This window comes from Vibrio sp. RE86 (assembly GCF_013114545.1).
Classification (GTDB): Bacteria; Pseudomonadota; Gammaproteobacteria; order Enterobacterales; family Vibrionaceae; genus Vibrio.
On sequence record NZ_VTXI01000005.1, the window covers coordinates 166,196 to 188,903 of the forward strand.

Sequence of the window (22,708 nt, forward strand, 5' to 3'; positions counted from 1 at the left end):
CAGGGAACCTAAAGCTCCCATTGTTGTGTTTTCAGATAGACCCAAGTATCGATATCTTCCGTTCGCCAGCGAGGGCGGTTGTTGTTTACCATCACTGGCTTTGGGAAGTCTGATGTTCTTCGCAGCTTGGTTAAGGTTGTATAACTAATCCCTCCAAGCTGCGCGCATACTTGCTTTACAGTGAAGAGCCTCATTGTTTTAACGACGCTCGTTCTTCACGGCGGGCTATCAAAGTTGCTACGACTTCCTTGATGGGTTTGGCTTGTACTCGTGCATCGATGATGGCCTGAACTTCGTGCTCAATAAAACCAACCGCTCTCGCACCTAATGAAATAGGCGGAACAAACGTCCCCATTGTGATTTGGCGATATAGCGTCGATTTACTGATTTGTAGGCGTTCTAGAACTTCAGACTTACGAATGATTCGTGCAGGTGTAGAGTGATTCATCTTTATTGTTCCCAAATAGTGCCGTTGACTATCAAGCGGCTTCAGGAGCAATTAAAAAGCGTTTTGGAGTACTTGTCAGGGACACAACTAGTTATGACCCATTTTCAGTTTTGATCCAGCGGGCTACCGTTTTTCGAGATAGGTTTTCGTATTGAGCAGGTCTGCAATCTGTTTTTTCACGTAACGTAATTTGGATCTCTTCTGCTAGCTTGAATATCGATTTCTTTTTAGATGAAGTGAGATGTTGTTTTATTAGTGGACGTATATAGGTTTCGTACCAAGGTTCATAAGGGCTTGCTCGGCCACCAGTGGAAGTAGAATTAACACTCGACTCGCCATGTTTATACTTAGGTTCCATAATGGCAATCGTAAAGCATATGCAAAACTCCTTGTAAGCAAGATAGACGCTGCTTTGGGAGGCTATCGGTAGAACGCCTTGTTCAATTAGGCATAGGTCTCTCAAGGACGTCATTATTGCGGATGCGAAATAGAGTTGCGCACAATCCCTTTCTAAAGCGAGCAGGTATAGAGCGTGTTCGATTAGCAGCAGAGAACCGTCTTCTGTTTCTTGTGCGCAGTTCAGGTCAATAACAATATTATTCTCAGCTATAGTTTGCTCCAGTACCTCAGTCAATTGCATGCTCATATCAGAGACCTCTTTTCTGAGCTCTGGCGATAGCTGTTTAGGATCAATTGGAATCGACATATACTTCTTAGTATCTTTAATGAAACTATCAAGCGTAGATTCAATATCTACTGGAAAGGTAAGCTCAAGGTCACCATGGGATACTTTTCCATTAGGAGACGTCAAATATCGATTGCTTACAGTCTTAAATTCCACGTTTAGCCTCGCGAGTTTTTTAGTACAATGAATGTAGATTCTGTGCGAAGTAAAAATGGCAATTTGGGGTTTCGCAGGCTATTGCGAGGCACCTCGATTTTATTCTAAATTTGGGTGCTAGTTGATAAGCTGAAAATTGGCAAATTGGTCGACAATAATATGTGTGATAGCTCGTAAAAATAGTAATTTGTTACTAGTAATACGCGATGTAATACTTTGGATTTTTCACATTGAGATTTTCCTTTTAAATCATTGTCTTAAATTGCTAAGTGGGACCTCTCACTCACCGCCACATTCTAAAGCCCCAGCAGAAATGCTGGGGCTTTTTCGTTCAAGTTACTTTAATCAATGCTGCTCCGAGTGAGTATAGTGAAACGGCGACTGTGCACCACACTTACAGTTGACGGTATAAACATCTTTACGTTTGGAAACTCGAGTCTTTTTGTCACCACAAATAGCGCAAGCATGAGCCATCGAAGTGTTTGTATCGCAATCTGAGCAAGTAACGTAGTAGCCATATTTACCGTATTTAGGCAGGGTATTTTTACTCTGACACTTCTTACATTGAAACCATGACGAAACCTTTGCTGTGTTAGAATATTGAGTTCCCTCAGTCAGTACTCTCTCTGAATTATTAGTACTTTCTTCTAGCTTGTCGTTGCTTTGTTTTTGGTGAAGAGATAATGGCTTATGGGCTCCAAGCAAGAAGTACTTGATGTTCATCAGTTCCGATGAGCTGAAAGAAGGGTTTGGTTTTAAAATATGGCTATTACAAGAAATGATCTCTTTGACTCGATTACCAATTATTTCCGCTTTAACTATTTGTGGAGAGAGTTTAGGTGGGATATGAGTACGATCAATAATCGCATCGTTGGATGCAGCACATAATACGTCCCAGCAGCGACCGCCAAAATATCCTTGAAGAACTACGACAAGCACCTTAGCCAGTAGTGATTCTGCATTCTCGTTCAATAACTGTTTAAGTAGTTTAGCTTGCAGCTCTGCTTGGGTAATTGGCGATGGCATACCAATCCAGCGACCTCGTACCGTTCTTTGCCATTCTAATTGCTTATTGATCTTCACTGTGCCTTTTATAGATTTTGACTCTATGAGAATAAAACCTTTGTTGTAGACAATTAAGTGATCTATTTGAGCAAACTCGTTGTTGTGTTGGATTCTTATATCATTGAAAACAAGAACATCGCTTCGATCTGAAAATTGACGTTTCAAATAAAAAGCAACATCACTCTCTACTTTATCGCCCAGCTGCCTTTTGTAATTGGTTGATGTCGAAAGATCTTTGTCTTTAACTATCATTGTCCTAGCCTTTTTTTGTTTTCTCTTTATGCTATCACGCTCTTATCTTTTTAGGAGCAAGATGGCGTAGAGTATGTTTACTTTGTGATGCAGAGTAAAAATAGACAGCCATAGATGTGAAGGATTGCATCACAATAACTCATTCTTTTCTAATGCCTTATCGCCATATGCAATCAAGATGGTTATCATACCTTTAGATAAACTTTAGGGTTTTAGGCATGGATGTAAACGTCTCTTTTTACGACGAAAATGCGGCTCAATTGGCTGAGCAATATGACTCCGTTGATTTTGAATCCGTACACGACAGTTGGCGTTCATATTGGCCGTTATCTGGTAGTCGAGTGTTGGATGTCGGGGCAGGCTCAGGGCGAGACGCTCAGTGGTTCGACTCACATGGTTGTAAGGTCGTCGCTATTGAGCCTTCGGCAGTTTTTCGTCAGTTAGGTCAACAGCGTACTTCGGCCACAGTTCATTGGGTTGATGCCCAGCTACCAGACCTTAGTAACCCAGACGCTTTGTCCCATAACTTCGATCTGATTCTTGTATCAGCGGTGTGGATGCATATTCCTGTTCCTAAACGTTATCAGTCTCTTTGCTCTTTAGTGGAGCGGTTAGCTGAAGGTGGAAGAATAGTCATTACTCTACGTCACGGTGCCTTCGGAGATGGCCGCACAAGTTATGGCGTTTCTCTTGCGGAAGTAGAACAACTTGCGCAGCGATTAGGGTTATTGATCTGCCACGTTGAAGATACTGAAGATGGGCTATCTCGGACAGGATTGACTTGGCAAACAGTGGTATTAGAAAAATATCAACACAGATGAGCAATAGGAAGTAAGCAGTGTCTCTAGAGTTTTATGTTGAAAAGTTTCAGAACCTAAATATGAACAGTTCCGGCGGAAAGAAAAGCCCTCACAAGGTGTGTATGCTGCTCACTGTAATGGACTTAATTCAAGCGGGTCATATTGTTACTAATAAAATTGAGTTCAGCCAACCTTTGAAAGCTCGCTTCGCGCATCATTTGGAAAACTATGCGCAAGGCAATGATCGCAACACGCCCGAAAATCCGTTCTTTTATTTAAAAAGCGAAGGCTTTTGGCACTTGAGTTATCACGCCGGTTACGATGAAACAAGCATCAAAAGGTATTCAGCGAAAGCCATAGAGTATGCCTATTTAGACCAAGAACTGTTCGACTATATGAATAGTGCTATTGTTTCAAATGAGTTGAAAGACGCGCTTGTGTCGAATTTCGCTGACCTTCCATCATTGTTCCGCCGATGGCTGCTCGATATTGGTAAGTCAGACAAAACAGCAAAGAATTACGTGGGAGCAATCCGTGGTTCTGTCTCTAATTGGCTTGCAGATGTAGGTGAACTCGAACAGCCACTTACCGAGGTTAAATCTTATAAGCAGTTTATTCGTTATGAAGAGCGGGTCAGGCAGTTGGATGAGTTTAAGATCGAGGATTCGCGTGGTAGCGGAAAGTATAGTGAAGCGCTAAATCACTACCATGAGTTTTTACTCGACCTTTCTCAAATTGATGTCAATGCAGATGTTCGTCATGTTATGGAAGATAAAAAACTAACTCAAACCGAGAAAACGATTCTAGTTAACACGCGGATGGGTCAAGGTCAGTTTCGTTCCAAACTTTTGGATATGTGGGGGAGTTGTGCGGTGACGGGCTATCGAAATACGCAATTGTTGGTTGCTTCACATATTAAGCCTTGGCGTGACTCGAACAATGAAGAGAGGCTGGATAGATACAATGGATTGCTGCTTGTTGCCAACTTGGACAAAGCGTTCGACCTCGGATTTATATCCTTTGATGATAGGGGTAAAGTGATGATTTCAAAATACCTAGAAGCGCCTGATGTTCTTGGCCTTAGGGAAGGGATGTCGTTTAACATCAGACGAGAGAATAAACCTTATCTTGACTACCATCGTGGGGTACTGTTTAAAGGGTTCTAACTTTGTCCAACGTTATCCGACAAAAGAGCCAGACATCACTTGCCTGGCTCTTTATCATTCCAAATCTATGTGGTTCACTATCGGCGGAAGTTTCGGCCGCGTGACGAGCGTGCTTTATGTGCAGACGCTGCTTTTGCTTGAGACTTCAAGATAGACTCCACGGTAAGCTCCATCGGCTCTTTAGGTTTTAGGCCATGTGGGAAAGTGCGCGCACGAGGTGGCAAGTCATACTCTTCAGCTGACGCGCGAGGCATGCGTTTAAAGCGATAAAGATAAAAGTTCTCTAACTTTTCACGCGCCCATTCTGTTTTCTTTAAATATTTAACACTGCTGGCAATCGACGGCTTGGTATTAAAACAGTTGAAGCGCATCGCGGTATCGAGAATTTCCCAACCATAGAAATCAACCAGCTCTTGCAGCATGGTTTCAAGCTTTAGACCGTGCAACGGGTTGTTCTGTTGCAGTTCAATTCTTTCTTCATCAGTCATCATAATAAGCGCCTAGTTTCTATCTACTTCGCTGGTGGTTGGGTGGCTTTTAAGCAAGTTCATCTGGTGCTCTCAGCCCTAATCGTTACAAGGGGCGGATACTAGCAGAGTTCGTCCGCTTTCCCTAATTATCCCGCTTTGTGTCTATTTTTGAGCCTACTGAGAGTCAGAAATGAGCCCGAGATACTCATATTATAAATCCATCGAAACGGAGCGGCTCAAACGGGCCAACCGAATCAGCCAATCCAAAGATAAATAAGGTGAATTTATGAAACGTACTCTTCTTGCTTCTCTACTCGCAGTCAGCATGGTATCAACTACGGCAATCGCTCATGACCTAGGTGAACACTTACCAAAACGCGGTAAGCCAACGGCATTGCAACTTGAACACAGTGGTGAGGTTGGTGTGACCAAAGATAACTTTATCGCAGCGGAGTCAGATAAGTACTTTTTTGAGCAGCAAGCTAAGTCAGGCATTAACCACTTCACCCATGACCGAATTTTATTAACCATGGAGACTCAAACGGTGGTGCGCCAAAACAGAGACACGCTCTACTCTAAATCCATCTGGGATACTAAAGGTGGTGTAACGTTTGAGCTTCCGGTGCTAGACACATACCAAACCTTACAAGTGATTGATGAAAACCACCGAACGGTCGCAGTGGTTTATGCAGAAGAGGGTCGTAACAAGGTGACGGTCACGCCGGATATGCTCACCTCAGGAGAGCATGTGTGGGTGATTGCGCGAACACAAGTAAAGTCAGACTCACCAAAAGACGTTGCTGAAGGGAACAAAAAGCAGGATCTGATTAAGGGTACGGCTAACTCTTGGCAGCCGTATATGTCAAAAGGCTTTGACCAGTATGACCGTGAGAATGTCAGACTTAGCCTAGAAGAAGATGTACTTAAACTGGACTTTACCAAAGCGATGGGGGCTCCAGAAGGTAAGAAGATTAAAGCATCTCAGAACTTGGAAGCTCGTGACGTTGAGCTGTTCCATGCACGTGGATTAACATCAATGGGATTTGGTGGCTTACCAAGTGAACATGCGTTCTACAAAGTATTGTTGGCAGAAGACCGTTCAGGTACTTGCCAGACTATGAATTTTGAAGCGCCGCCTCTGGGTGAGCAAGGATTCTTCTCGATTACCACTTACGGCGCGGATGCGTATGTGCACAAAGATAAATTTGCACTATCAAGTCGAGAGGGTGAGCTGCAGCCAAATAAAGATGGTTCTTACACGGTGAACTTTAACTGTGGTGATAAAGCGGTAAACAATATTGATGTAGAGCCAAACTGGACAGGCATCCTTCGTATGTACAAACCTCATTCAGATGATGAAATTGTCGAATACGCAAAAGGGGTGGAGCTGCCGCACAACAGCTAGAAACGCCAAGGAGAGGCTTAGGTCTCTCCTTTTTGTATGCTTAGACAAGGTTTTTATTTAACAGAATAACGCTTTACTGACTCGGATTGCTGAGTAGATTCTGATTGAGAGGCGGCATCACTGCTTTGTAATTGAACCCACTTTAGTGAGCCATTAGTTTCAAAATCGTTGGCATTGGTACAAATCATATAGTGAGGGCCGACTTGTAAGATAGCACCATCGGAATAGGCTTTATCTTGGTAGTAGCAGACACGTTTTCCCACTTCAGCAGCATTGATACCGATAACCGCCTTACCTGGCGTGGTGATGGTATTGGCAAAAACAGCAGTGCTAATCAGGGCGATGGAGCCCAGCAGATATCGAATCATTGTTTACCTCATAAAGTCGCCATATTTGCGTTCATAACGTGGCAGCATGCTCTCGTTACCCAAGATACCACCCTGATGAACATAGATAATGCTCTTGTCTTGATTGAGTGTGTACCAAGACTGCAAACACTGCCACATCATCGGGTCGTAAAGGAGATCGAATTCAATACCCGTTTGCTCAAGCAGTTGTTGCCATATCTGGTAATCGCTTTGATAAAGCTTTCCGAAATGATGTTTAGATTCAAGTTCCAAAATCTGAGGGAAATCCTCTTCACCTAACTCTTTAAACTGCTCAATAAGGTACTCTTTGCCTCCGACACAGGCGCAGGTCAATACTTCGATGCCATGAGGCTTTAAAAATTTATGCAGATAGAGAGAGGTTGTGCCAGTGCCCGCAGGTAGCGCGACGACAAACTCACGACCCGCTTCAAATCGACTCCAAGATAAGATTTCATTGGCAAGTTGTTTAACGCCCTCTTTAGCCATGTTGGAACGCCCACCTTCAGGCAGTACTATACAGTGCGAATCGGGTTGCCTCACTTGCTCGATATAGTCACGAGGGTGTAATCCATGTTCGCCGACAGGGATGATTTTGGCGCCTAGTTCTAATGCCCCGCGGTAGTTACCTATCGGTCGAGAGGCGAGCCAATCAGGCACTCGGTCAACATAAAATTCTAGGCTCCAGCCTTTGATTGCGCATAGAGCTGAGAGTGAATAGAGCGAGTTAGATTGCGTGCTGCCATAACAGATAAGCGTGGTAATTGAGGGCAGATCTTGCTCTAAGAGCGCCATAAACTTGCGCGCTTTATTGCCGCTAAAGTGACTATGCAGTTGATCATCCCGCTTTAAAAAGAACGGAATATCATCAAAAAGGTGTTGTGTAACAGGAGTATTGGCAAGCTTCATCGATTTCTGGATCTTGGAATCAGGCCAATTAGTTTACCTGATTACTAAACAGCTGCATCAAGTTGGATCAAACTTTATCATGGCGATGCAGCCTCTTGTTGGGTGGTTTTCGAGTTTAAAAAGCCACTCATAGCGTTGGCATAGATCATCGACAATCAATAGCCCTAACCCGTGGCCTTCAGAATTAGGGGTATCTTTTAGCCCAGGCCCGTCGTCGATGATAGTCAACTGTTTGGATGTGACATCGACGGATATTTTTCCGGCCTCTGTAGCGGCAATCGCATTTCGGATTAGGTTGCCAACCACTATATTCATTACCGGCTCCGTCGCTCGAGTTAAAGGTTCGTCGATAATGGTAAACTCGATATCAAGGTTTTTGTCTGCCGCCTGAACAGAGTTTGCAGCAATGACAGATTCAAATTCTTGCCTAGTAACGTGTCTAAAGGGCGTATCTTCGACATTACGCTCATAACGAACAATCGAGAGCAGTGCGTCGACCATGGTAATCATTTCTGCTGATGCATCTTCAATTCGTTTAATCTGCCTGCCTTGGAACTCGTTGTATTCCGAGCGCATAAGCAATTTACTCGCACCTTTGACAACGGTAAGTGGGGTTCTCAGCTCATGACTGGCATAGCGGGCAAAGGCTTGCTCTCTTTTTAAGGTTTGATTCAGCTCGGTTCGATATTGGTTTAATTGGTCAGTGAGCAACTGAAACTCTTTTGCTGATTGAGGCTTGATAGAGAAGGCTAACTCGACGTCAATTGATTCTTGGTTGAGCTGCTCGGTAATGTCATTAAGCGGTTCAATCAGCCTTACTGAAAGACGATAAAGAATGGTGCCAAACAAGAACATTAACGTCGCCACAAACATAATCACTATCGCGCCAGAGTAGAGCAATTCATCAGCACCAAACTCGATACGGTCAATCAATGTTAGCAGGATGATATCCTTGGTCTCTCCGTGCAGAGTGTACTGTCCTTTGAATATCATGTGAGACAGAGGGTTGAAGCTTTCACCTGCTTCACCTAGGAACGTTGGGTAAACACTGAGGAATTCTTGATACTGCTTAGGCACTAAGCTCATATCATTGTAGGCAACGGTCAGCTCATCAATTTGAATAGCGCCATTTTCACCATTGATAAAACGTTCCACAGCGGCATCGCGGTCGATGAGGATACGCCTTTCACCAACTCTATCTTCAGACCATTGTAGAGCGAGATAGAAAATGCAAAAGCTGACAAACCCGACAACGATTGAAACGCTTGCGAAAAAGATCGCAAGGTGACTCGTCAAGCTCTTTGTGTTGGTGAAAAAACGGCTGAGCATTAGATGTCCTCGAGGCGGAAACCAATTTTCGGAATTGTCGTTAGCATCGGTGCAGCAAAGGGTTTATCGAGCTGATTCCTTAGCTGGTAGATATGGCTGCGAAGTACATCATTATTTGGTTCACTCTCTTGCCATAATTTTTCAGAGATCTCTTGCCTTGTCACCACTTCTGGCGCTTTTTGACACAGCAGTTCGAGTATGGTGTAAGTGGTCGGGTTCAAAGCCAGTGGTTTATCTTCTCGATAGGCTTGGCGAGTTTTTTGATCGATCTTTAAGCTGGAAAATTCGATAATCGTGCTAGCAACTTTACCGCGATAACGTTTGATAAGGGCTTGGATTCGCACCTCTAGGATCTCGAGATCGAATGGTTTGGTTAGATAGTCATCTGCACCATGTTTAAATCCTTTGAGCATGTCTTCACGGTTATCGAGCGCCGTCAACATCAGTACCGGAGTATTCACGCCAGCTTCGCGCAGTTTATTACATACTGTCAAACCGTCCATTCGAGGCAGCATCAAATCGAGCAAAATGAGGTCAAACGATCCTTCAAGAGCGAGTTGAAGTCCTAGCTCACCGTTGTCGGCGTAGTCTAGCTCCATGCCTTCACATTCGAAGTAATCAAAGAGGATTCCCGCGACTTCACGGTTATCTTCAACCAGCAATACTTTATTCATAACATACTCTCAATTGGCGACCGCTTAATGATCCCAACTCCAGCGTGAAAAAAGCGTGAACAACAACCTTTTCACGAGACTATTGATAAATTCCATTTCATAGGCGGTCAAACCATGGCTGTGAAAACGAATTTTGCTAAGAGAAGGGGGCTATATGGGTGTCGTAACCTCAGTTCCAAACAACATTAATCCAGCGGTTACGCTCAGTGTGATTGTTCCGTATTACAACGAGCAAGAGGTCTTGCCGGAACTTCACGCACGCTTGACGGCTGTACTAGACCAAATGCCAGAAACCAGTGAAATCATCTACATAGACGATGGTAGCACAGACGACAGCTTTAACCTTGTGAATAGCTTCACTTCATTGTCATCTTCGATTCAAAGTGTCGGATTAAGCCGAAACTTTGGTAAAGAGTCCGCTATGAGTGCTGGGCTTGAGCACAGTAATGGTCTTGCCGTGATTTTGATTGATGCGGATCTGCAAGATCCGCCAGAGCTTATTCCCGACATGGTCGCAAAATGGCGAGAAGGTTTTGACGTGGTCAACATGCAGCGTGGCGAACGATTGGGTGAAACTTGGTTTAAACGCAAATCGGCAGCCATGTTTTATCGACTGCTGAATTCGATGGTGAAGTCAGACATCCCCGAGAATGTCGGAGACTTTCGCTTGCTTGCACGTGAGGTCGTGGATCATATCAATCGTTTACCTGAACGAAATCGTTATATGAAGGGAATTTTCGCGTGGCCGGGTTTTAAGCAAACCACGATTACTTTCCAACGTGACGCTCGCTTTTGCGGTGAAACTAAGTGGAACTACTTCAAACTGTTTGGTCTTGCTGTTGATGGCATCACCTCGTTTTCGATACGACCACTGCGTATTGCGACCGTGTTAGGTGGATTGATTGCAGCGAGTGCGTTTATCTACGGGATGATGATTGTAGGCAAAACGATTTTGTTTGGTGATCCGGTCTCGGGTTATCCATCGATGATGGTGGTCCAACTGGCTCTCGGTGGCATTCAACTTTTGAGCATCGGAGTGCTTGGTGAGTATATCGGACGAATCTTTATCGAAACAAAACAGCGACCACTTTACTTAGTGCAGTCAGTGAATCAAAAACAACCGAATAAACAATTAGCAACATTGGAGAAACGCGCGTGAATGTCAACCGAGTTCACCTTTGGGCCATCTTAGGTGCAGCCTTATTTATTCGACTGTTGAGTCTTGGTGCCTATCCGTTGATGGATACCACCGAAGCAAGATACGGTGAAATGGCGCGATTGATGATAGAAACAGGGAATTGGATCACGCCGCAGTTTGATTACGGAGTGCCTTTCTGGGGTAAGCCGCCACTTTTTACGTGGATGAGTGCCTTTGGGATTGAACTGTTTGGAATTAATGAATTTGCGGTTCGTGCGCCTCACTGGCTTGCAGGTGTTGCGATAGTTATTCTAATGGCGATGTTTGCACGTCGCTTAGGTCATAGTGGCTTAGTGACGGCGTTGGTGTTGGCAACGTGTGGCGTTTTCTCTATTGCAGCTGGTGCAGTCATGACAGACATGGCGCTTACGTTAGGCATGACGATAGCGATGTTGGGCTTCTATTTGTGTTGGCTCAACTTTGAACAAGGAGTTGACAGCAAAAAATGGGGGTATCTGGGTTTCTTTGGGCTTGCGATTGGCTTGTTAGCAAAAGGGCCATTGGTGATTGTACTGATGGGCTTAGCGGTATTCCCTTGGCTAGTCATCCAACACGGTTTTGTGGGCGCGTTTAAGATTCTTTGGCAGCGTTTCCCGATAGTGACAGGGTTACTTCTAATGCTTGCTATCGCGCTCCCTTGGTATGTGATAGCAGAGCAAGCTACGCCGGGCTTTATCCAATACTTTATTATTGGTGAACACTTTGAGCGCTTTGTGGTGAGTGGTTGGGAAGGCGATCTTTACGGCAGTGGCCATGATGAACCGCGTGGTACTATCTGGCTATTTTGGACCTATTCTGCCGCGCCTTGGTCGATTGTTCTTCCTGTGCTCTTATGGCTAAAACGTAAATCATTAGGTAGTACGATTCAATGTGATAACGGTATAGTCAGTTTCCTGATGTTTTGGATGTTATCACCGCTTATCTTGTTCACTTTTGCAGGCAATATACTCCCTGCGTATGTATTGCCAGGTGTACCCGCGATAGGCCTGTTGATTGCCATTCTGATTTCAGATGTAAAGCAGGATCCTAAGTGGTTTAAGGTAGTGGCGAGCATTGTTCCCGTCTTGCTGATAGGAGCGGTCACGTATATTCAACTGGGGACTGGAGACAAAAAGAGTGACAAAGTGATCTTTAGGATGGTCGATCATCAAGTCGAAACGTTCTATATCGGGCACCGACCGTTCTCTGGGCAATTTTATAGCTACGGCAAAGCGAAACGTTTGACCGATGAGTCTATGTTAGATGATCTGAAAAAAGTGCAACTTATTGGTCAGAAGCAAGAAGTCGATAAGCTAGTGAAAGAGAGAGAACTTAACTGCATCATCGAATTCACCTCGAAAAGTCGTCGCTCTTTGTATCTATGTGATATCGAGTCATGAACAGCAAACTTTTACGATTTGCCCTAGTAGGGAGCATCGGCTTTATTGCCGATGCTTTTGTGTTTTCTGTGGCCTTCTATTTGGTTGAGTTAGCGTTGACTCCAGCACGCCTTATCGCGTTTATTTGCGCGGCGACGGTGACATGGCTAGGAAATAGGCGACTCACTTTTTCAAATCAAGAGCCGAACCGATTCAAGCAGTGGTTGAAGTTTATGTTAGGGGCGAGTGTTTCTGCCTTGCCAAACTTTGCCATGTTTAAAGGAACATTATGGTTGCTTGGTGAACAGGGGGTTATACCAATGCTAGCGTTAGTGGCGGGGATATTGGCAGGAATGGTAAGCAATTATTTAATCAGTGCGGCTTGGGTGTTCAAGAGCGCCAGTGCTCAGTAGTTAATATTGCTTAGCACCACATCACTGAACTAGAGATAAAAAAAGCCCAGAGCAATTAGGCTCTGGGCGGATACAAATAAACATAGGAGTTAATTTAGAAAAAGCAGCGTAAATTAGTAGCTTCAGTAAGAAAACAAGTTTGACGGCCTGTTAAACTTAGTGGGTTGTCCAAACCCTGAATGCTCTGCTAACTACACTTAGTAAGACTCACCGTTTTCCAAACAGTTCCCTTTAATTTGAAAAAAATTAAATTTTCTTCATTTCAGCGTCTTAACTCATCTGGTCAGACCAATCTTTAAAAGTGTGATGTTAACAACTTGTTGCTTTTTGGTTTCGCGTATATATTTTCAAACAGTTGTTTAATACGAGTGATTAAAATGTCTGTAAGAAACTCTACCAAAGAAAAAATCCTCGATGTAGCAGAAGCTTTGTTTGCTGAACATGGCTTCAAAGACACCTCACTTCGCACGATTACCAGCAAGGCGGGTGTGAACTTGGCGTCGGTAAACTACCACTTCGGTGACAAAAAAACTTTGGTTCGAGCGGTACTCAATCGTTACCTAGAGGCATTCATGCCAGCGGTTCAAGACGCGCTGATCAACTTGAACCTTAATGAGAGTTATCAAATGGCAGACGTTTTTGAATCATTGCGATCGCCATTGCGTAACTTAAATGAAGTAAGACCGAATGGAACTAGCCGATTTATGTTGTTGATTGGCAGAGGCTATACCGATGTGCAAGGGCATTTACGCTGGTTTATCACAACACGTTACTCTGAAACATTGGCTCTGTTCACTCAGTCAGTCATGAAAGCCAATCCCAAACTAACGCAAGAGGAGCTGTTCTGGCGCTTGCACTTTGTATTGGGAACCTGTGTTTTCACCATGGCATCAAGCCAAGCGCTGCTGGAGATTGCAGAAAACGACTATGGAAAAGCGATGGATGCAAAAGCCGTTGTTGACCAACTCATTCCTTATTTAGCGGCGGGCGTCGCGGCTGAATAATGCTTTAAATATAAAACAAACTGTACCTACAAAAACAAAAATATTGGACCACCAAATAGCGAACAAAAGGATCTGATTATGGGCTCTCTAAGAAGAAAATGGGTAAGTGACCCAGCTTTCAAACTGTTTAAGAAAGTATTGCCACCGCTATCAAGCACTGAGAAAGAGGCAATGGAAGCGGGCAGCGTTTGGTGGGATGGCGAGCTGTTCTCGGGTAAGCCAGACTTTACCAAATTACACCAATACCCTAAGCCAACACTTTCTGCGGAAGAGCAGTCTTTTATGGACAACGAGCTAGAAACGCTGCTTGAGATGCTTGATGATCACAACATCATTAAAGAGGATCGAGACCTACCGCCAGAGGTATGGGAGTTCCTACGTAAAGAACGCTTTTTCTCGCTGATCATTTCAAAAGAGTATGGTGGTCGTGAATTCTCGTCACTGGCTAACTCGACTATCGTAACTCGTATTGCGACTCGTAGTATCAGCACGGCCGTTTCAGTAATGGTACCTAACTCGTTAGGGCCGGGTGAGCTGTTGTCCCACTACGGTACCCAAGAGCAGAAAGACTACTGGTTGCCTCGTCTTGCTGATGGTACCGATATTCCATGTTTCGCCCTAACTGGCCCAGAAGCGGGTTCAGATGCAGGCGGTATTCCAGACGAAGGTATCGTTTGTTACGGCGAACACGAAGGCAAAGAAGTGCTGGGTATTCGCCTAAATTGGAACAAGCGCTATATCACTCTTGCTCCTGTTGCTACTGTACTTGGTCTTGCGTTTAAGATGTACGATCCAGACGGTTTGATGGGCGATAAGAAAGAGCTGGGTATTACCTGTGCGCTTATCCCTGCTGACCACAAAGGTGTAGAGATTGGCGAGCGTCATGATCCGCTTGGTCTTGCATTTATGAACGGCCCTACACGTGGTAAAGACGTATTTATCCCGATGGAGTGGCTAATTGGTGGTCAAGATTACGCTGGTAAAGGTTGGCGTATGCTGGTGGAGTGTCTATCAGCTGGTCGTGGTATTTCACTGCCTGCATTAGGTACAGCTATTGGTCACTTAACGTCACGTACAACCGGTGCTTACTCCTACGTTCGTAAGCAGTTTGGTATGTCGATTGGTAAGTTTGAAGGTGTCGCAGAGGCGCTCGGTCGTATTGGGGGTTTGACGTATCTGCTTGAAGCGTCACGAACACTGACAACAACTTCGCTCGATTTGAAAGAAAAGCCGGGCATTGTTACCGCAATTGCCAAGTACCACATGACCGAGATGGCGCGTACTATCTTAAACGATTCGATGGACATCCACTCTGGGCGTGCAATTCAAGATGGCCCAATGAACTACCTTGCTGCGCCTTATTTAGGTATTCCAGTTGCGATTACCGTAGAAGGGGCGAACATCCTGACTCGTAACCTAATGATTTTTGGTCAAGGTGCAACACGTTGTCACCCTTACGTCTTGACAGAGATGGAAGCGGCGGCAAACCCAGATGAGAAACAAGGGGCAAAAGAGTTTGATGACCTACTGTTTAAACACATTAAACATGCAATGGGTAACACCTTTGGCGCATTTGGTGCAGCGTTAACAGGTTCTCGATTCATTAAAGCCGACATGTCTGGCCCAACTCAGGGCTACTACAAAGATATGACTCGCTTGAGTCGTGCTCTTGCTGTGAGCGCAGATATTGCGATGGCGACACTGGGTGGTGACTTGAAACGTAAAGAGATGATCTCTGCTCGCTTAGGTGATGTGCTAGCTTATTTATACATGGGCTCAGCGGCACTCAAGAAATATGAAGATGAAGGTCGTCAGCAACAAGATTTAGACTACGTTCACTACGCGGTTCAGCACTGTTTATACAATGCGTCGCAAGCACTACAAGAAGCCTTCACCAACTATCCACAGAAAGCCGTGGGTCGTTTACTTAAAGTTATCATCTTCCCGCTAGGTAACCACTTTACCAAGCCAAGTGATGACCTAAGTGTGAAACTTGCAGAAAGCTTGATGACACCGGGTGCACATCGTGACCGCCTAACGCACTTGTGCTTTGTTGGTAAAGACGAGAATGACAGTGTTGGCCTAATGGAAAATGCATTCTTGGCTATGTACGACATTAAGAGCCTAGAGCGCAAAATGATGCGTGCTGCGAAAGAGGGTAAAGTGGCTCGCAAAGGCTTATTAGCCGACAGATTAGCGCAAGCACTTGAAGCGGATATACTGACGCAAGAAGAAGTGGATAAAATCGTGGCGGCGGATAAATTACGTTACAAAGCCATCCAAGTTGACCACTTTAGCCATGATTTCAGTGAAGTTCGCACTCACGGAGAGTCATCTAAAGCACCAGCAAAGTTGGATAGTGTGGCATAAACGTCTACATTGCTTAAATTGTTGATTAAAATCTACTCAAGGCACCTGTTTCAGGTGCCTTTGTTGTATCTAATCGAACAAACTAGTTTCAAAGTGCTCCAACCACTTGCATTTTAGCGACATTTTTACAGAAATTAGATGCGATCTCATGACGAAACTTTTATTCTAGCGGGGTTATTTAAAGGAAGTTGAATATGATCATCAAACCTAGAATTCGTGGATTTATCTGTACTACAACGCACCCAGTGGGTTGTGAAGCTAACGTAAAAGAACAAATTGCTTACACAAAAGCACAAGGCCCAATCAAAGACGCACCTAAGCGCGTACTTGTTGTTGGTGCGTCAAGTGGCTACGGTCTATCTTCTCGTATCGCTGCGGCATTTGGTGGCGGCGCTTCAACTATCGGTGTTTTCTTCGAAAAAGAAGGCACAGAGAAAAAGCCAGGCACAGCGGGTTTCTACAACTCTGTTGCGTTTGAAAAGCTAGCTCGTGAAGAGGGTCTATACGCGAAAAGCCTAAACGGCGATGCGTTCTCTAATGAAGCGAAGCAAAAGACAATTGACCTAATCAAAGAAGACCTAGGTCAAATCGATATGGTGGTTTACTCGCTAGCATCACCAGTTCGTAAGATGCCAGAAACAGGTGAGCTTATCCGTTCATCTCTAAAACCTATTGGTGAAACTTACACTTCAACGGCAGTTGACACTAACAAAGACTTGATCATCGAAGCAAGCGTAGAGCCTGCAACAGAAGAAGAGATCAAAGACACTGTTACTGTAATGGGCGGCGAAGATTGGGAACTGTGGATCAACGCACTTTCTGAAGCTGGCGTTCTTGCTGAAGGTTGTAAGACAGTGGCATACAGCTACATCGGTACTGAGCTAACTTGGCCAATCTACTGGGATGGTGCGCTAGGTAAAGCGAAAATGGACCTAGACCGTGCGGCTACAGCTCTAAACGAGAAACTGTCTGCGACTGGCGGCACTGCAAACGTTGCTGTTCTGAAATCAGTAGTGACTCAAGCAAGTTCTGCAATTCCAGTAATGCCACTGTACATTGCAATGGTATTTAAGAAGATGCGTGAGCAAGGCGTACACGAAGGTTGTATGGAACAGATCTTCCGCATGTTCAGCCAACGTCTATACAAAGAAGACGGCTCAGTACCAGAAGTGGATGACAAGAATCGTCTACGTCTAGATGACTGGGAACTGCGTGATGACATTCAGCAGCACTGTCGTGAGCTATGGCCACAAATCACATCAGAGAACCTAAAAGAGCTAACTGACTACGTTGAGTACAAAGAAGAGTTCTTGAAGCTATTCGGTTTCGGTGTTGAAGGCGTTGATTACGAAGCTGACGTTAACCCAGACTTGAAAGCAGATTTCGTAGCAATCTAAATAGATTCAGTTACTGAAAGATAAATAAAAATCCGGAGCCATTGCTCCGGATTTTTTGTTTGTGTTGTCGTTTGAAACAAACGTCATTCCGGAAATGAGGAACGAGTTATCCGGAATCTCAAACAGCGATCGAGAAGCCAGATTTTGAACTGCGTACGTACCTTACTCTTGAGGATGACGATAATAATCTCGTTACTTAAACGTCGACCAAATAGGCGCGTGATCAGATGGCTTCTCGATGCCGCGCAGTTCGTAGTCTACGTCTGACTCAATACACTTTTCAGCGAGTTTTGGTGTTGCCAATACCACATCAATGCGCAGGCCACGGTTGTCGGGGAAGCCTTTAGAGCGGTAATCAAACCACGAGAAACGGTCATTCACGTCAGGGTGGATTTGACGGAACGTATCAACAAAACCCCAGTCTAGAAGCGTTTTTAGCCATTGGCGTTCTTCTGGTTGGAATGAACATTTACCTGTTTTCAGCCAACGCTTGCGGTTAGGTTCACCGATACCAATATCGGCATCAATAGGGCTGATGTTAATGTCACCCATCACAATTAACTGTTCATCATTTGAGTGATGATCATTCAGGTATGTCATCAAATCTGTATAGAACTGGCGCTTATATGGGAACTTAGTCTCATGGTTAATGTTATCGCCTTGTGGAAAGTAGCCGTTAAGCACAGTCACTTTCTCGCCGTTATCATCTTCTAGCGTCACCATGATCATACGCTTTTGGTGATCTTCGTTGTCGGTCGGGAACCCTTTTTGAACAGAGATAGGTTCTTTTTTACATAACATAGCAACACCGTAGTGCGCTTTTTGACCGTGGAAGTAAACCTTGTAGCCCATTGCTTCAACATCTTCTAATGGGAAGGCTTCATCGTGAACTTTGATCTCTTGAAGACCAATCACATCTGGTTGATGTTTGTCGATGACAGCTTGCAGTTGATGAAGTCGGGCACGAAGACCATTTATGTTGAAAGAAATTACTTTCATTTCTGTTCCTTAGCTATGACTGCTTTATTTTTATTAGCGCAATATTAGCATCAAACCCCGTTTGCGGCGAAAAGGAAATCACGCCTGGTTGTTGTTAACAATTATTTAAACTTTCGTTTGATATATATATAAATTGTGGTGTAATTGATAGTTACATTTATATCGAAAGTCCTGTAATCACCGAGTTTGCTAAAAGGAAGTAACATGCGAACGTTATCTGTGCAGTGGAAAATCACGCTTCTTGCAGGTTTGTGCCTGCTTATCACCTCAGTATCGCTAATTGGTTTTTCAGTCTATAACGCCATCTCAAACCAGCATCAAATCAAGCAACAAAGCTCTGCATCTGTCATTGATAAATCAGAGCAAATCGTAGAAACATGTGCTTTGCTGAACGCCACCGAAGTGACGGAATTTCTTAATGAAGCTTTGTACCGTGCAGAGATGTTGGCATCAAGCGCGATGTTCCAAAAAGGACTGAGTGAAGAAAACTTTGGTGACAGTGAAGAGTTGCGTATCGCACTTGATGAAATGGTTCGTAGAGCAGTTGTGGACTTTGACACGATTCAAGGTGCTTATTTGGTCTTTCGTCCTGAAATGCTCGATGGTGAAGACAGCAACTATATTGATGCGGAATACGTTGGTTCAAACGACAAGGGGCGCTTTGCACCTTATTGGATGACCGCTCAAAATGGTGAGAACGTTGTCTCTAATGTGATCTCGGAAGCGACACTTGCTGACGCTTCCAACAGTGAACGTTTTTATTGCCCACTTGCGTCTGAAGATACGTGTGTCACCACGCCTCGTGTCATTCAGCAAGATGGCGGAGCATTCTTAACCAGTTCTATTTCAGTCCCTCTTAAAATAGATGACACGACGGTAGGTTTTTTTGGCATCGACCTAAGGCTAGATTCTCTTACGGAAATTGTCGCGAACTCTGATAAAGAACTGTTTGCCGGAAGTGGTGAGATTAACTTGATCAGTCTAGACGGATCTTTGATCGCAAGTGACGATTCTTCTAGCCAAGTTGGCCAACCTTTTACTAGTGATATTCTGTCGAATGATCAACTGACCGACCTACTGTTTGGTCAAGAGGTAACGACTCAATGGAGTAAAGACCAAGCTTGGTTGAACGTATTCGCACCAATCGTAGTTGCGAACCAAACTTGGGGCGTATTGTTTGATATGCCTCGTTCAAGTGTGTTATCTGATGCAGAAGAGCTTGATGCCATCATTAGTCAACAAGTCGAGTCGAGTGTCAGAACTGAACTGATTGCAGGCATCACGCTGGTGCTGCTTGGCCTAGCAACGATTGCGTTCTCAGCATCTCGCCTGGTTAAGCCAATTCGTGAAGTGGTCAGTCGCCTAGAAGATATCGCCTCTGGGGAAGGAGACCTAACTCAACGTCTCGATGTGAAGTCGAAAGATGAGATTGGCCAGCTTGCGGTCGGGTTTAATAAGTTCTTAGACAAATTACAGTCGATCATTAGTGATGTAGTCGATACCACCTTGCAAATTGGCACCACCACTCAACAAGCCAAAGTTGCAGCACAGCAGACTCGTACCAGCAGTGACGCCCAGTTTAGAGAAGTGGATCTGGTTGCAACCGCTTCAGAAGAGATGACACAAACCGCGAGCTTAGTCGTGCAAAACGCTGAAGTGGCAGTCCAAGCTGCAGAGAGAGCTAATGCTGTTGCCGCTTCTGGTCAAAACGTGATTGAGCAGTCGCAGTCCGAAATGATTCGTCTTGTGGATAGAATGACGGCGGCAGTACCTGTCGTTGAGGAGCTAGCGACAAACAACGCCAACATTACTGAGATACTCTCGGTGATTGAGGGTATTTCTGAGCAGACTAACTTACTTGCGTTAAATGCAGCGATTGAAGCTGCAAGGGCAGGAGAGCAAGGCCGCGGTTTTGCAGTGGTTGCTGATGAAGTTCGTAATCTCGCGAGCCGAACCCAAGAGTCGGTCGGTGAAATTCGCCAAGTGATCGAAAACGTGCAAAGCGGCACACGTGATGTTGTTAAAGCGATTCAAGATGGTAATGATTTAGCGAATGACTCGGCGCAACAAGTGCAAAATGCTGCGTCGGAGCTTAGCCAGATATTTGAAGCTATTGCCTCAATTAATGACATGAACTCACAAATTGTCAAAGCCGCAGAAGAGCAGCAATCGGTTTCTGCTGAGGTGAATCAAAATGTGAGTAACATTCGAGATCTTAGCGCGCAGATCTTGTCTCAGGCTGAGGAGTCCGAGCAAGTGAGTGGTCAAATTGGGGATCTTTCCTCGAAGCAACAAGCGTTGGTTACGCAGTTTAAAGTGTAAGTGCTTTCCAGAATCTTAAATGAAACGGGCTCGAATTTAGGGAGCCCGTTTTTTGTTTTGAGGATTTTTTGTAATTGGTATTAGTCTAAATACCAATAGCCCTTATTCACTAGCTCGGTTAAAAGCTTAAGAGTAGTTTTGTCGAGTACAACGCCAACGTCGACCAGTGTGAACGTGTCTTGGTTAGCGAGTAACTTGATAAGAGCTGTAGAGTCGTTGGTAAAGGTCTCACCATTAACAAATAACGTTGCCTCTTCACCTTGGTTGTATAAAGCACGCAGACCAGAGACTTTGGTGAGTTTACCACCTGATTGTAAGTATTCACTTACTTCGTCAATGGTGTACGACTCTTCAGGCTCAACGAGATCAAGCTGGTGGCGCGATTGGCTTAACATTGCGCCCATAAACGAGCGAACATCTTGCTGTGAATTTAACGCAGCTTTAAGCATATCGGTTAGCTTATCGATATCTTGATTAAGTAACTCGCCACTGTTTGATTGAGTACTTTGCTCAGGGTTATGAAGGTGAACATCACCCATATCATGAGCAAGTACATAGTCAGCAAAGTTACTCAGCAGCTCCTGCTCTTTTGGTGAACGAAAACCGATCGAGTAGCTCATACTTGGCTCAAGGGTATTTCCCTCGTGTGGGAAGCCCGGCGGAATATAAAGAATATCCCCGGGTTCGAGCACGTCATCAATAATCGGGTCAAAGCCTTCTATTTGTCGTAAAGCGCCCGCTTGAATTGACTCTTTGTACTGACCTTTATCGATATCGCCAACGCGCCAGCGACGTTTACCACTGCCTTGAATGATGAATACATCATATTGATCGATATGTGGGCCAACGCCACCTTCAGGGGCAGAAAAACACACCATCAAATCATCAAACAACCATTGAGGTAACTGCTTAAAAGGTTCAATAAGCTCAGCAGAACCCAGATGCCAATGGTTACAAGCTTGTACAACCAATTGCCAGTGAGAGTCCTCTAGAGAATCAAAATGGCTCTCAGGCAGCGGACCGTGAGTGGCTGACCATTTGTTGTCTTTGTTGGTAATAAAGCGAGAATCCACTTCCTCTTCCATTGCAAGCCCTGCAAGCTCATCAGGAGAAATAGGGTCAATAAACTCTGCAAAACCACCTTTGATAATTGTTGGCTTTTTATGCCAATAATCGGCTAAAAACGCCTTCATATCGAACGTTAGTTGGTACATTGTTGCTCCAGTTTTCGTTCAAGATCAGATTGGACAATCTTAAGAGCCGCTAACGCCGTTTTTGGGTCAACTTCATTATTTTCTAAAAGGTAAATTAGGTCGACGGCTAGTTTGATTTCATCAGGGGCTTGGTCAAGGCCTGAGTTCGAAGAGGGCATTATTGATTTCTCTCTCGGTAAGTAATTTGTTTTTCAATTCTGAGTTTAGATTCTTGGCAGCGTGATAGCCTTTGCTCTGTTGCTGCTAACGCATTTTTCAGCGTGGGCTTTTGAAAGGCAGGGGCATGTTTAAGCTGATGCTCTTTTTCACTCACCATCTCTTTCAATCGGCGTTCCCACTCTTGGTGTTGTGCTAGGTTCTGGTAAAGCTCATTAATAGGTTTTTGGTAATAACTATTGTGCTTTGGCTCGTGCCGACGAATTTTGGTCGTTGCTAGCTCGCGCTGTATCGCTTCAATTTGGCTTATTAAACGCTCGGTTAAGTATTCAGCTCGTGTGGGCGTCAATTTGCCCGTTTCTTCTTCACGAATAAGGCTAGTCAGCGTTTGTTGGGTCTCTTCGACGCAAGGTACAAGCAAGGTCGCTTTGCATTGAAACAGTTGTTCATCAAACAGTGGGAGATGATGTTTGCCTCTTTCTTCATCAAGAGAGCTCGCTTTTATAGAAAGTGCATCGAGCGTGGAGTTTAGCTGCTTAATCTTACTCATAGC

The 22,708-nt window shown here is 44.5% G+C and carries 23 protein-coding genes; 10 read left to right on the forward strand and 13 right to left on the reverse strand.

The window, feature by feature from the left end:
• Positions 1-8 precede the first annotated feature (8 nt).
• From F0231_RS21235 to F0231_RS07145, 4 genes are all read right to left on the reverse strand, one after another.
• Positions 9-194 carry an AlpA family phage regulatory protein gene (locus tag F0231_RS21235; RefSeq protein ID WP_171759024.1) on the reverse strand — a complete coding sequence of 62 codons (186 nt, stop codon included), beginning with the start codon at positions 192-194 and terminating at the stop codon, positions 9-11.
• Positions 191-448 carry an AlpA family transcriptional regulator gene (locus F0231_RS07135; RefSeq protein ID WP_171759025.1) on the reverse strand — a complete coding sequence of 86 codons (258 nt, stop codon included), beginning with the start codon at positions 446-448 and terminating at the stop codon, positions 191-193. Before F0231_RS07135 ends, F0231_RS21235 begins: the two co-directional genes overlap by 4 nt.
• 91 nt (positions 449-539) lie before the next feature.
• Positions 540-1,289, reverse strand: coding sequence for a hypothetical protein (locus F0231_RS07140; RefSeq protein WP_171759026.1), 750 nt, complete (start codon positions 1,287-1,289; stop codon positions 540-542).
• Between the two features lie 345 nt (positions 1,290-1,634).
• Positions 1,635-2,606 (reverse strand): nuclease-related domain-containing protein, encoded by a 972-nt coding sequence (locus F0231_RS07145; RefSeq protein WP_171759027.1) that lies wholly within the window; start codon positions 2,604-2,606, stop codon positions 1,635-1,637.
• A 218-nt stretch (positions 2,607-2,824) separates the two neighbouring features.
• On the opposite strand from F0231_RS07145, the gene F0231_RS07150 reads away from it, so the two are divergent.
• Complete coding sequence (locus F0231_RS07150) at positions 2,825-3,427, forward strand: bifunctional 2-polyprenyl-6-hydroxyphenol methylase/3-demethylubiquinol 3-O-methyltransferase UbiG (protein ID WP_171759028.1); 603 nt, start codon at positions 2,825-2,827, stop codon at positions 3,425-3,427.
• Between the two features lie 17 nt (positions 3,428-3,444).
• Positions 3,445-4,572 carry an HNH endonuclease gene (locus F0231_RS07155; RefSeq protein ID WP_171759029.1) on the forward strand — a complete coding sequence of 376 codons (1,128 nt, stop codon included), beginning with the start codon at positions 3,445-3,447 and terminating at the stop codon, positions 4,570-4,572.
• Between the two features lie 77 nt (positions 4,573-4,649).
• On the opposite strand, the gene F0231_RS07160 is transcribed toward F0231_RS07155, so the two are convergent.
• Positions 4,650-5,063, reverse strand: a complete 414-nt coding sequence (locus F0231_RS07160; RefSeq protein WP_171759030.1) for a VF530 family DNA-binding protein — start codon at positions 5,061-5,063, stop codon at positions 4,650-4,652.
• 265 nt (positions 5,064-5,328) lie between these two features.
• On the opposite strand from F0231_RS07160, the gene F0231_RS07165 reads away from it, so the two are divergent.
• Positions 5,329-6,447, forward strand: a complete 1,119-nt coding sequence (locus tag F0231_RS07165; RefSeq protein ID WP_171759031.1) for a DUF1254 domain-containing protein — start codon at positions 5,329-5,331, stop codon at positions 6,445-6,447.
• Between the two features lie 53 nt (positions 6,448-6,500).
• Here the strand turns inward: F0231_RS07165 and F0231_RS07170 are convergent, their stop codons facing one another.
• Genes F0231_RS07170 through F0231_RS07185 form a run of 4 tightly spaced genes read right to left on the reverse strand, consistent with a single transcriptional unit; the run spans position 6,501 to position 9,724 of the window.
• Positions 6,501-6,815, reverse strand: coding sequence for a DUF1496 domain-containing protein (locus F0231_RS07170; protein WP_171759032.1), 315 nt, complete (start codon positions 6,813-6,815; stop codon positions 6,501-6,503).
• Between the two features lie 3 nt (positions 6,816-6,818).
• A complete protein-coding gene (locus tag F0231_RS07175) occupies positions 6,819-7,721 on the reverse strand; it encodes a 1-aminocyclopropane-1-carboxylate deaminase/D-cysteine desulfhydrase (protein WP_171759033.1) in 903 nt (300 codons plus the stop codon).
• A gap of 57 nt (positions 7,722-7,778) precedes the next feature.
• Positions 7,779-9,050, reverse strand: coding sequence for a HAMP domain-containing sensor histidine kinase (locus tag F0231_RS07180; protein ID WP_171759034.1), 1,272 nt, complete (start codon positions 9,048-9,050; stop codon positions 7,779-7,781).
• On the reverse strand, positions 9,050-9,724 hold the full coding sequence (locus F0231_RS07185; RefSeq protein WP_171759035.1) for a response regulator transcription factor: 675 nt from the start codon (positions 9,722-9,724) through the stop codon (positions 9,050-9,052). Before F0231_RS07185 ends, F0231_RS07180 begins: the two co-directional genes overlap by 1 nt.
• Before the next feature lie 154 nt (positions 9,725-9,878).
• Here F0231_RS07185 and F0231_RS07190 point away from each other — a divergent pair, with 154 nt between their 5' ends.
• From F0231_RS07190 to fabV, 6 genes are all read left to right on the forward strand, one after another.
• The gene (locus F0231_RS07190) at positions 9,879-10,883 is read left to right on the forward strand and encodes a glycosyltransferase family 2 protein (protein ID WP_171759036.1); all 1,005 of its coding nucleotides are present in this window, start codon (positions 9,879-9,881) and stop codon (positions 10,881-10,883) included.
• Positions 10,880-12,301 carry a phospholipid carrier-dependent glycosyltransferase gene (locus tag F0231_RS07195; RefSeq protein WP_171759037.1) on the forward strand — a complete coding sequence of 474 codons (1,422 nt, stop codon included), beginning with the start codon at positions 10,880-10,882 and terminating at the stop codon, positions 12,299-12,301. Before F0231_RS07190 ends, F0231_RS07195 begins: the two co-directional genes overlap by 4 nt.
• On the forward strand, positions 12,298-12,693 hold the full coding sequence (locus F0231_RS07200; RefSeq protein WP_171759038.1) for a GtrA family protein: 396 nt from the start codon (positions 12,298-12,300) through the stop codon (positions 12,691-12,693). Before F0231_RS07195 ends, F0231_RS07200 begins: the two co-directional genes overlap by 4 nt.
• 377 nt (positions 12,694-13,070) lie before the next feature.
• Positions 13,071-13,697, forward strand: coding sequence for a TetR/AcrR family transcriptional regulator (locus F0231_RS07205; RefSeq protein WP_171759039.1), 627 nt, complete (start codon positions 13,071-13,073; stop codon positions 13,695-13,697).
• Positions 13,698-13,775: 78 nt separating this feature from the next.
• A complete protein-coding gene (locus F0231_RS07210; protein ID WP_171759040.1) occupies positions 13,776-16,067 on the forward strand; it encodes an acyl-CoA dehydrogenase in 2,292 nt (763 codons plus the stop codon).
• 194 nt (positions 16,068-16,261) lie between these two features.
• Positions 16,262-17,464, forward strand: coding sequence for an enoyl-ACP reductase FabV (fabV, locus tag F0231_RS07215; protein ID WP_171759041.1), 1,203 nt, complete (start codon positions 16,262-16,264; stop codon positions 17,462-17,464).
• A gap of 192 nt (positions 17,465-17,656) precedes the next feature.
• Here the strand turns inward: fabV and xthA are convergent, their stop codons facing one another.
• On the reverse strand, positions 17,657-18,463 hold the full coding sequence (gene xthA, locus F0231_RS07220; protein WP_171759042.1) for an exodeoxyribonuclease III: 807 nt from the start codon (positions 18,461-18,463) through the stop codon (positions 17,657-17,659).
• Between the two features lie 204 nt (positions 18,464-18,667).
• On the opposite strand from xthA, the gene F0231_RS07225 reads away from it, so the two are divergent.
• On the forward strand, positions 18,668-20,785 hold the full coding sequence (locus F0231_RS07225) for a methyl-accepting chemotaxis protein (protein ID WP_171759043.1): 2,118 nt from the start codon (positions 18,668-18,670) through the stop codon (positions 20,783-20,785).
• A gap of 80 nt (positions 20,786-20,865) precedes the next feature.
• Here the strand turns inward: F0231_RS07225 and F0231_RS07230 are convergent, their stop codons facing one another.
• The 3 genes from F0231_RS07230 to F0231_RS07240 are packed head-to-tail and all read right to left on the reverse strand — an operon-like array spanning position 20,866 to position 22,705.
• Complete coding sequence (locus tag F0231_RS07230; protein WP_171759044.1) at positions 20,866-21,999, reverse strand: cupin domain-containing protein; 1,134 nt, start codon at positions 21,997-21,999, stop codon at positions 20,866-20,868.
• A complete protein-coding gene (gene rsmS, locus F0231_RS07235; RefSeq protein WP_171759045.1) occupies positions 21,987-22,157 on the reverse strand; it encodes a pleiotropic regulatory protein RsmS in 171 nt (56 codons plus the stop codon). Before rsmS ends, F0231_RS07230 begins: the two co-directional genes overlap by 13 nt.
• Entirely contained in the window at positions 22,157-22,705 is a 549-nt protein-coding gene (locus F0231_RS07240) for a primosomal replication protein (RefSeq protein WP_171759046.1), read from the reverse strand. The genes rsmS and F0231_RS07240 overlap by 1 nt, the downstream gene beginning before the upstream one ends.
• Between the last annotated feature and the right edge of the window lie 3 nt (positions 22,706-22,708).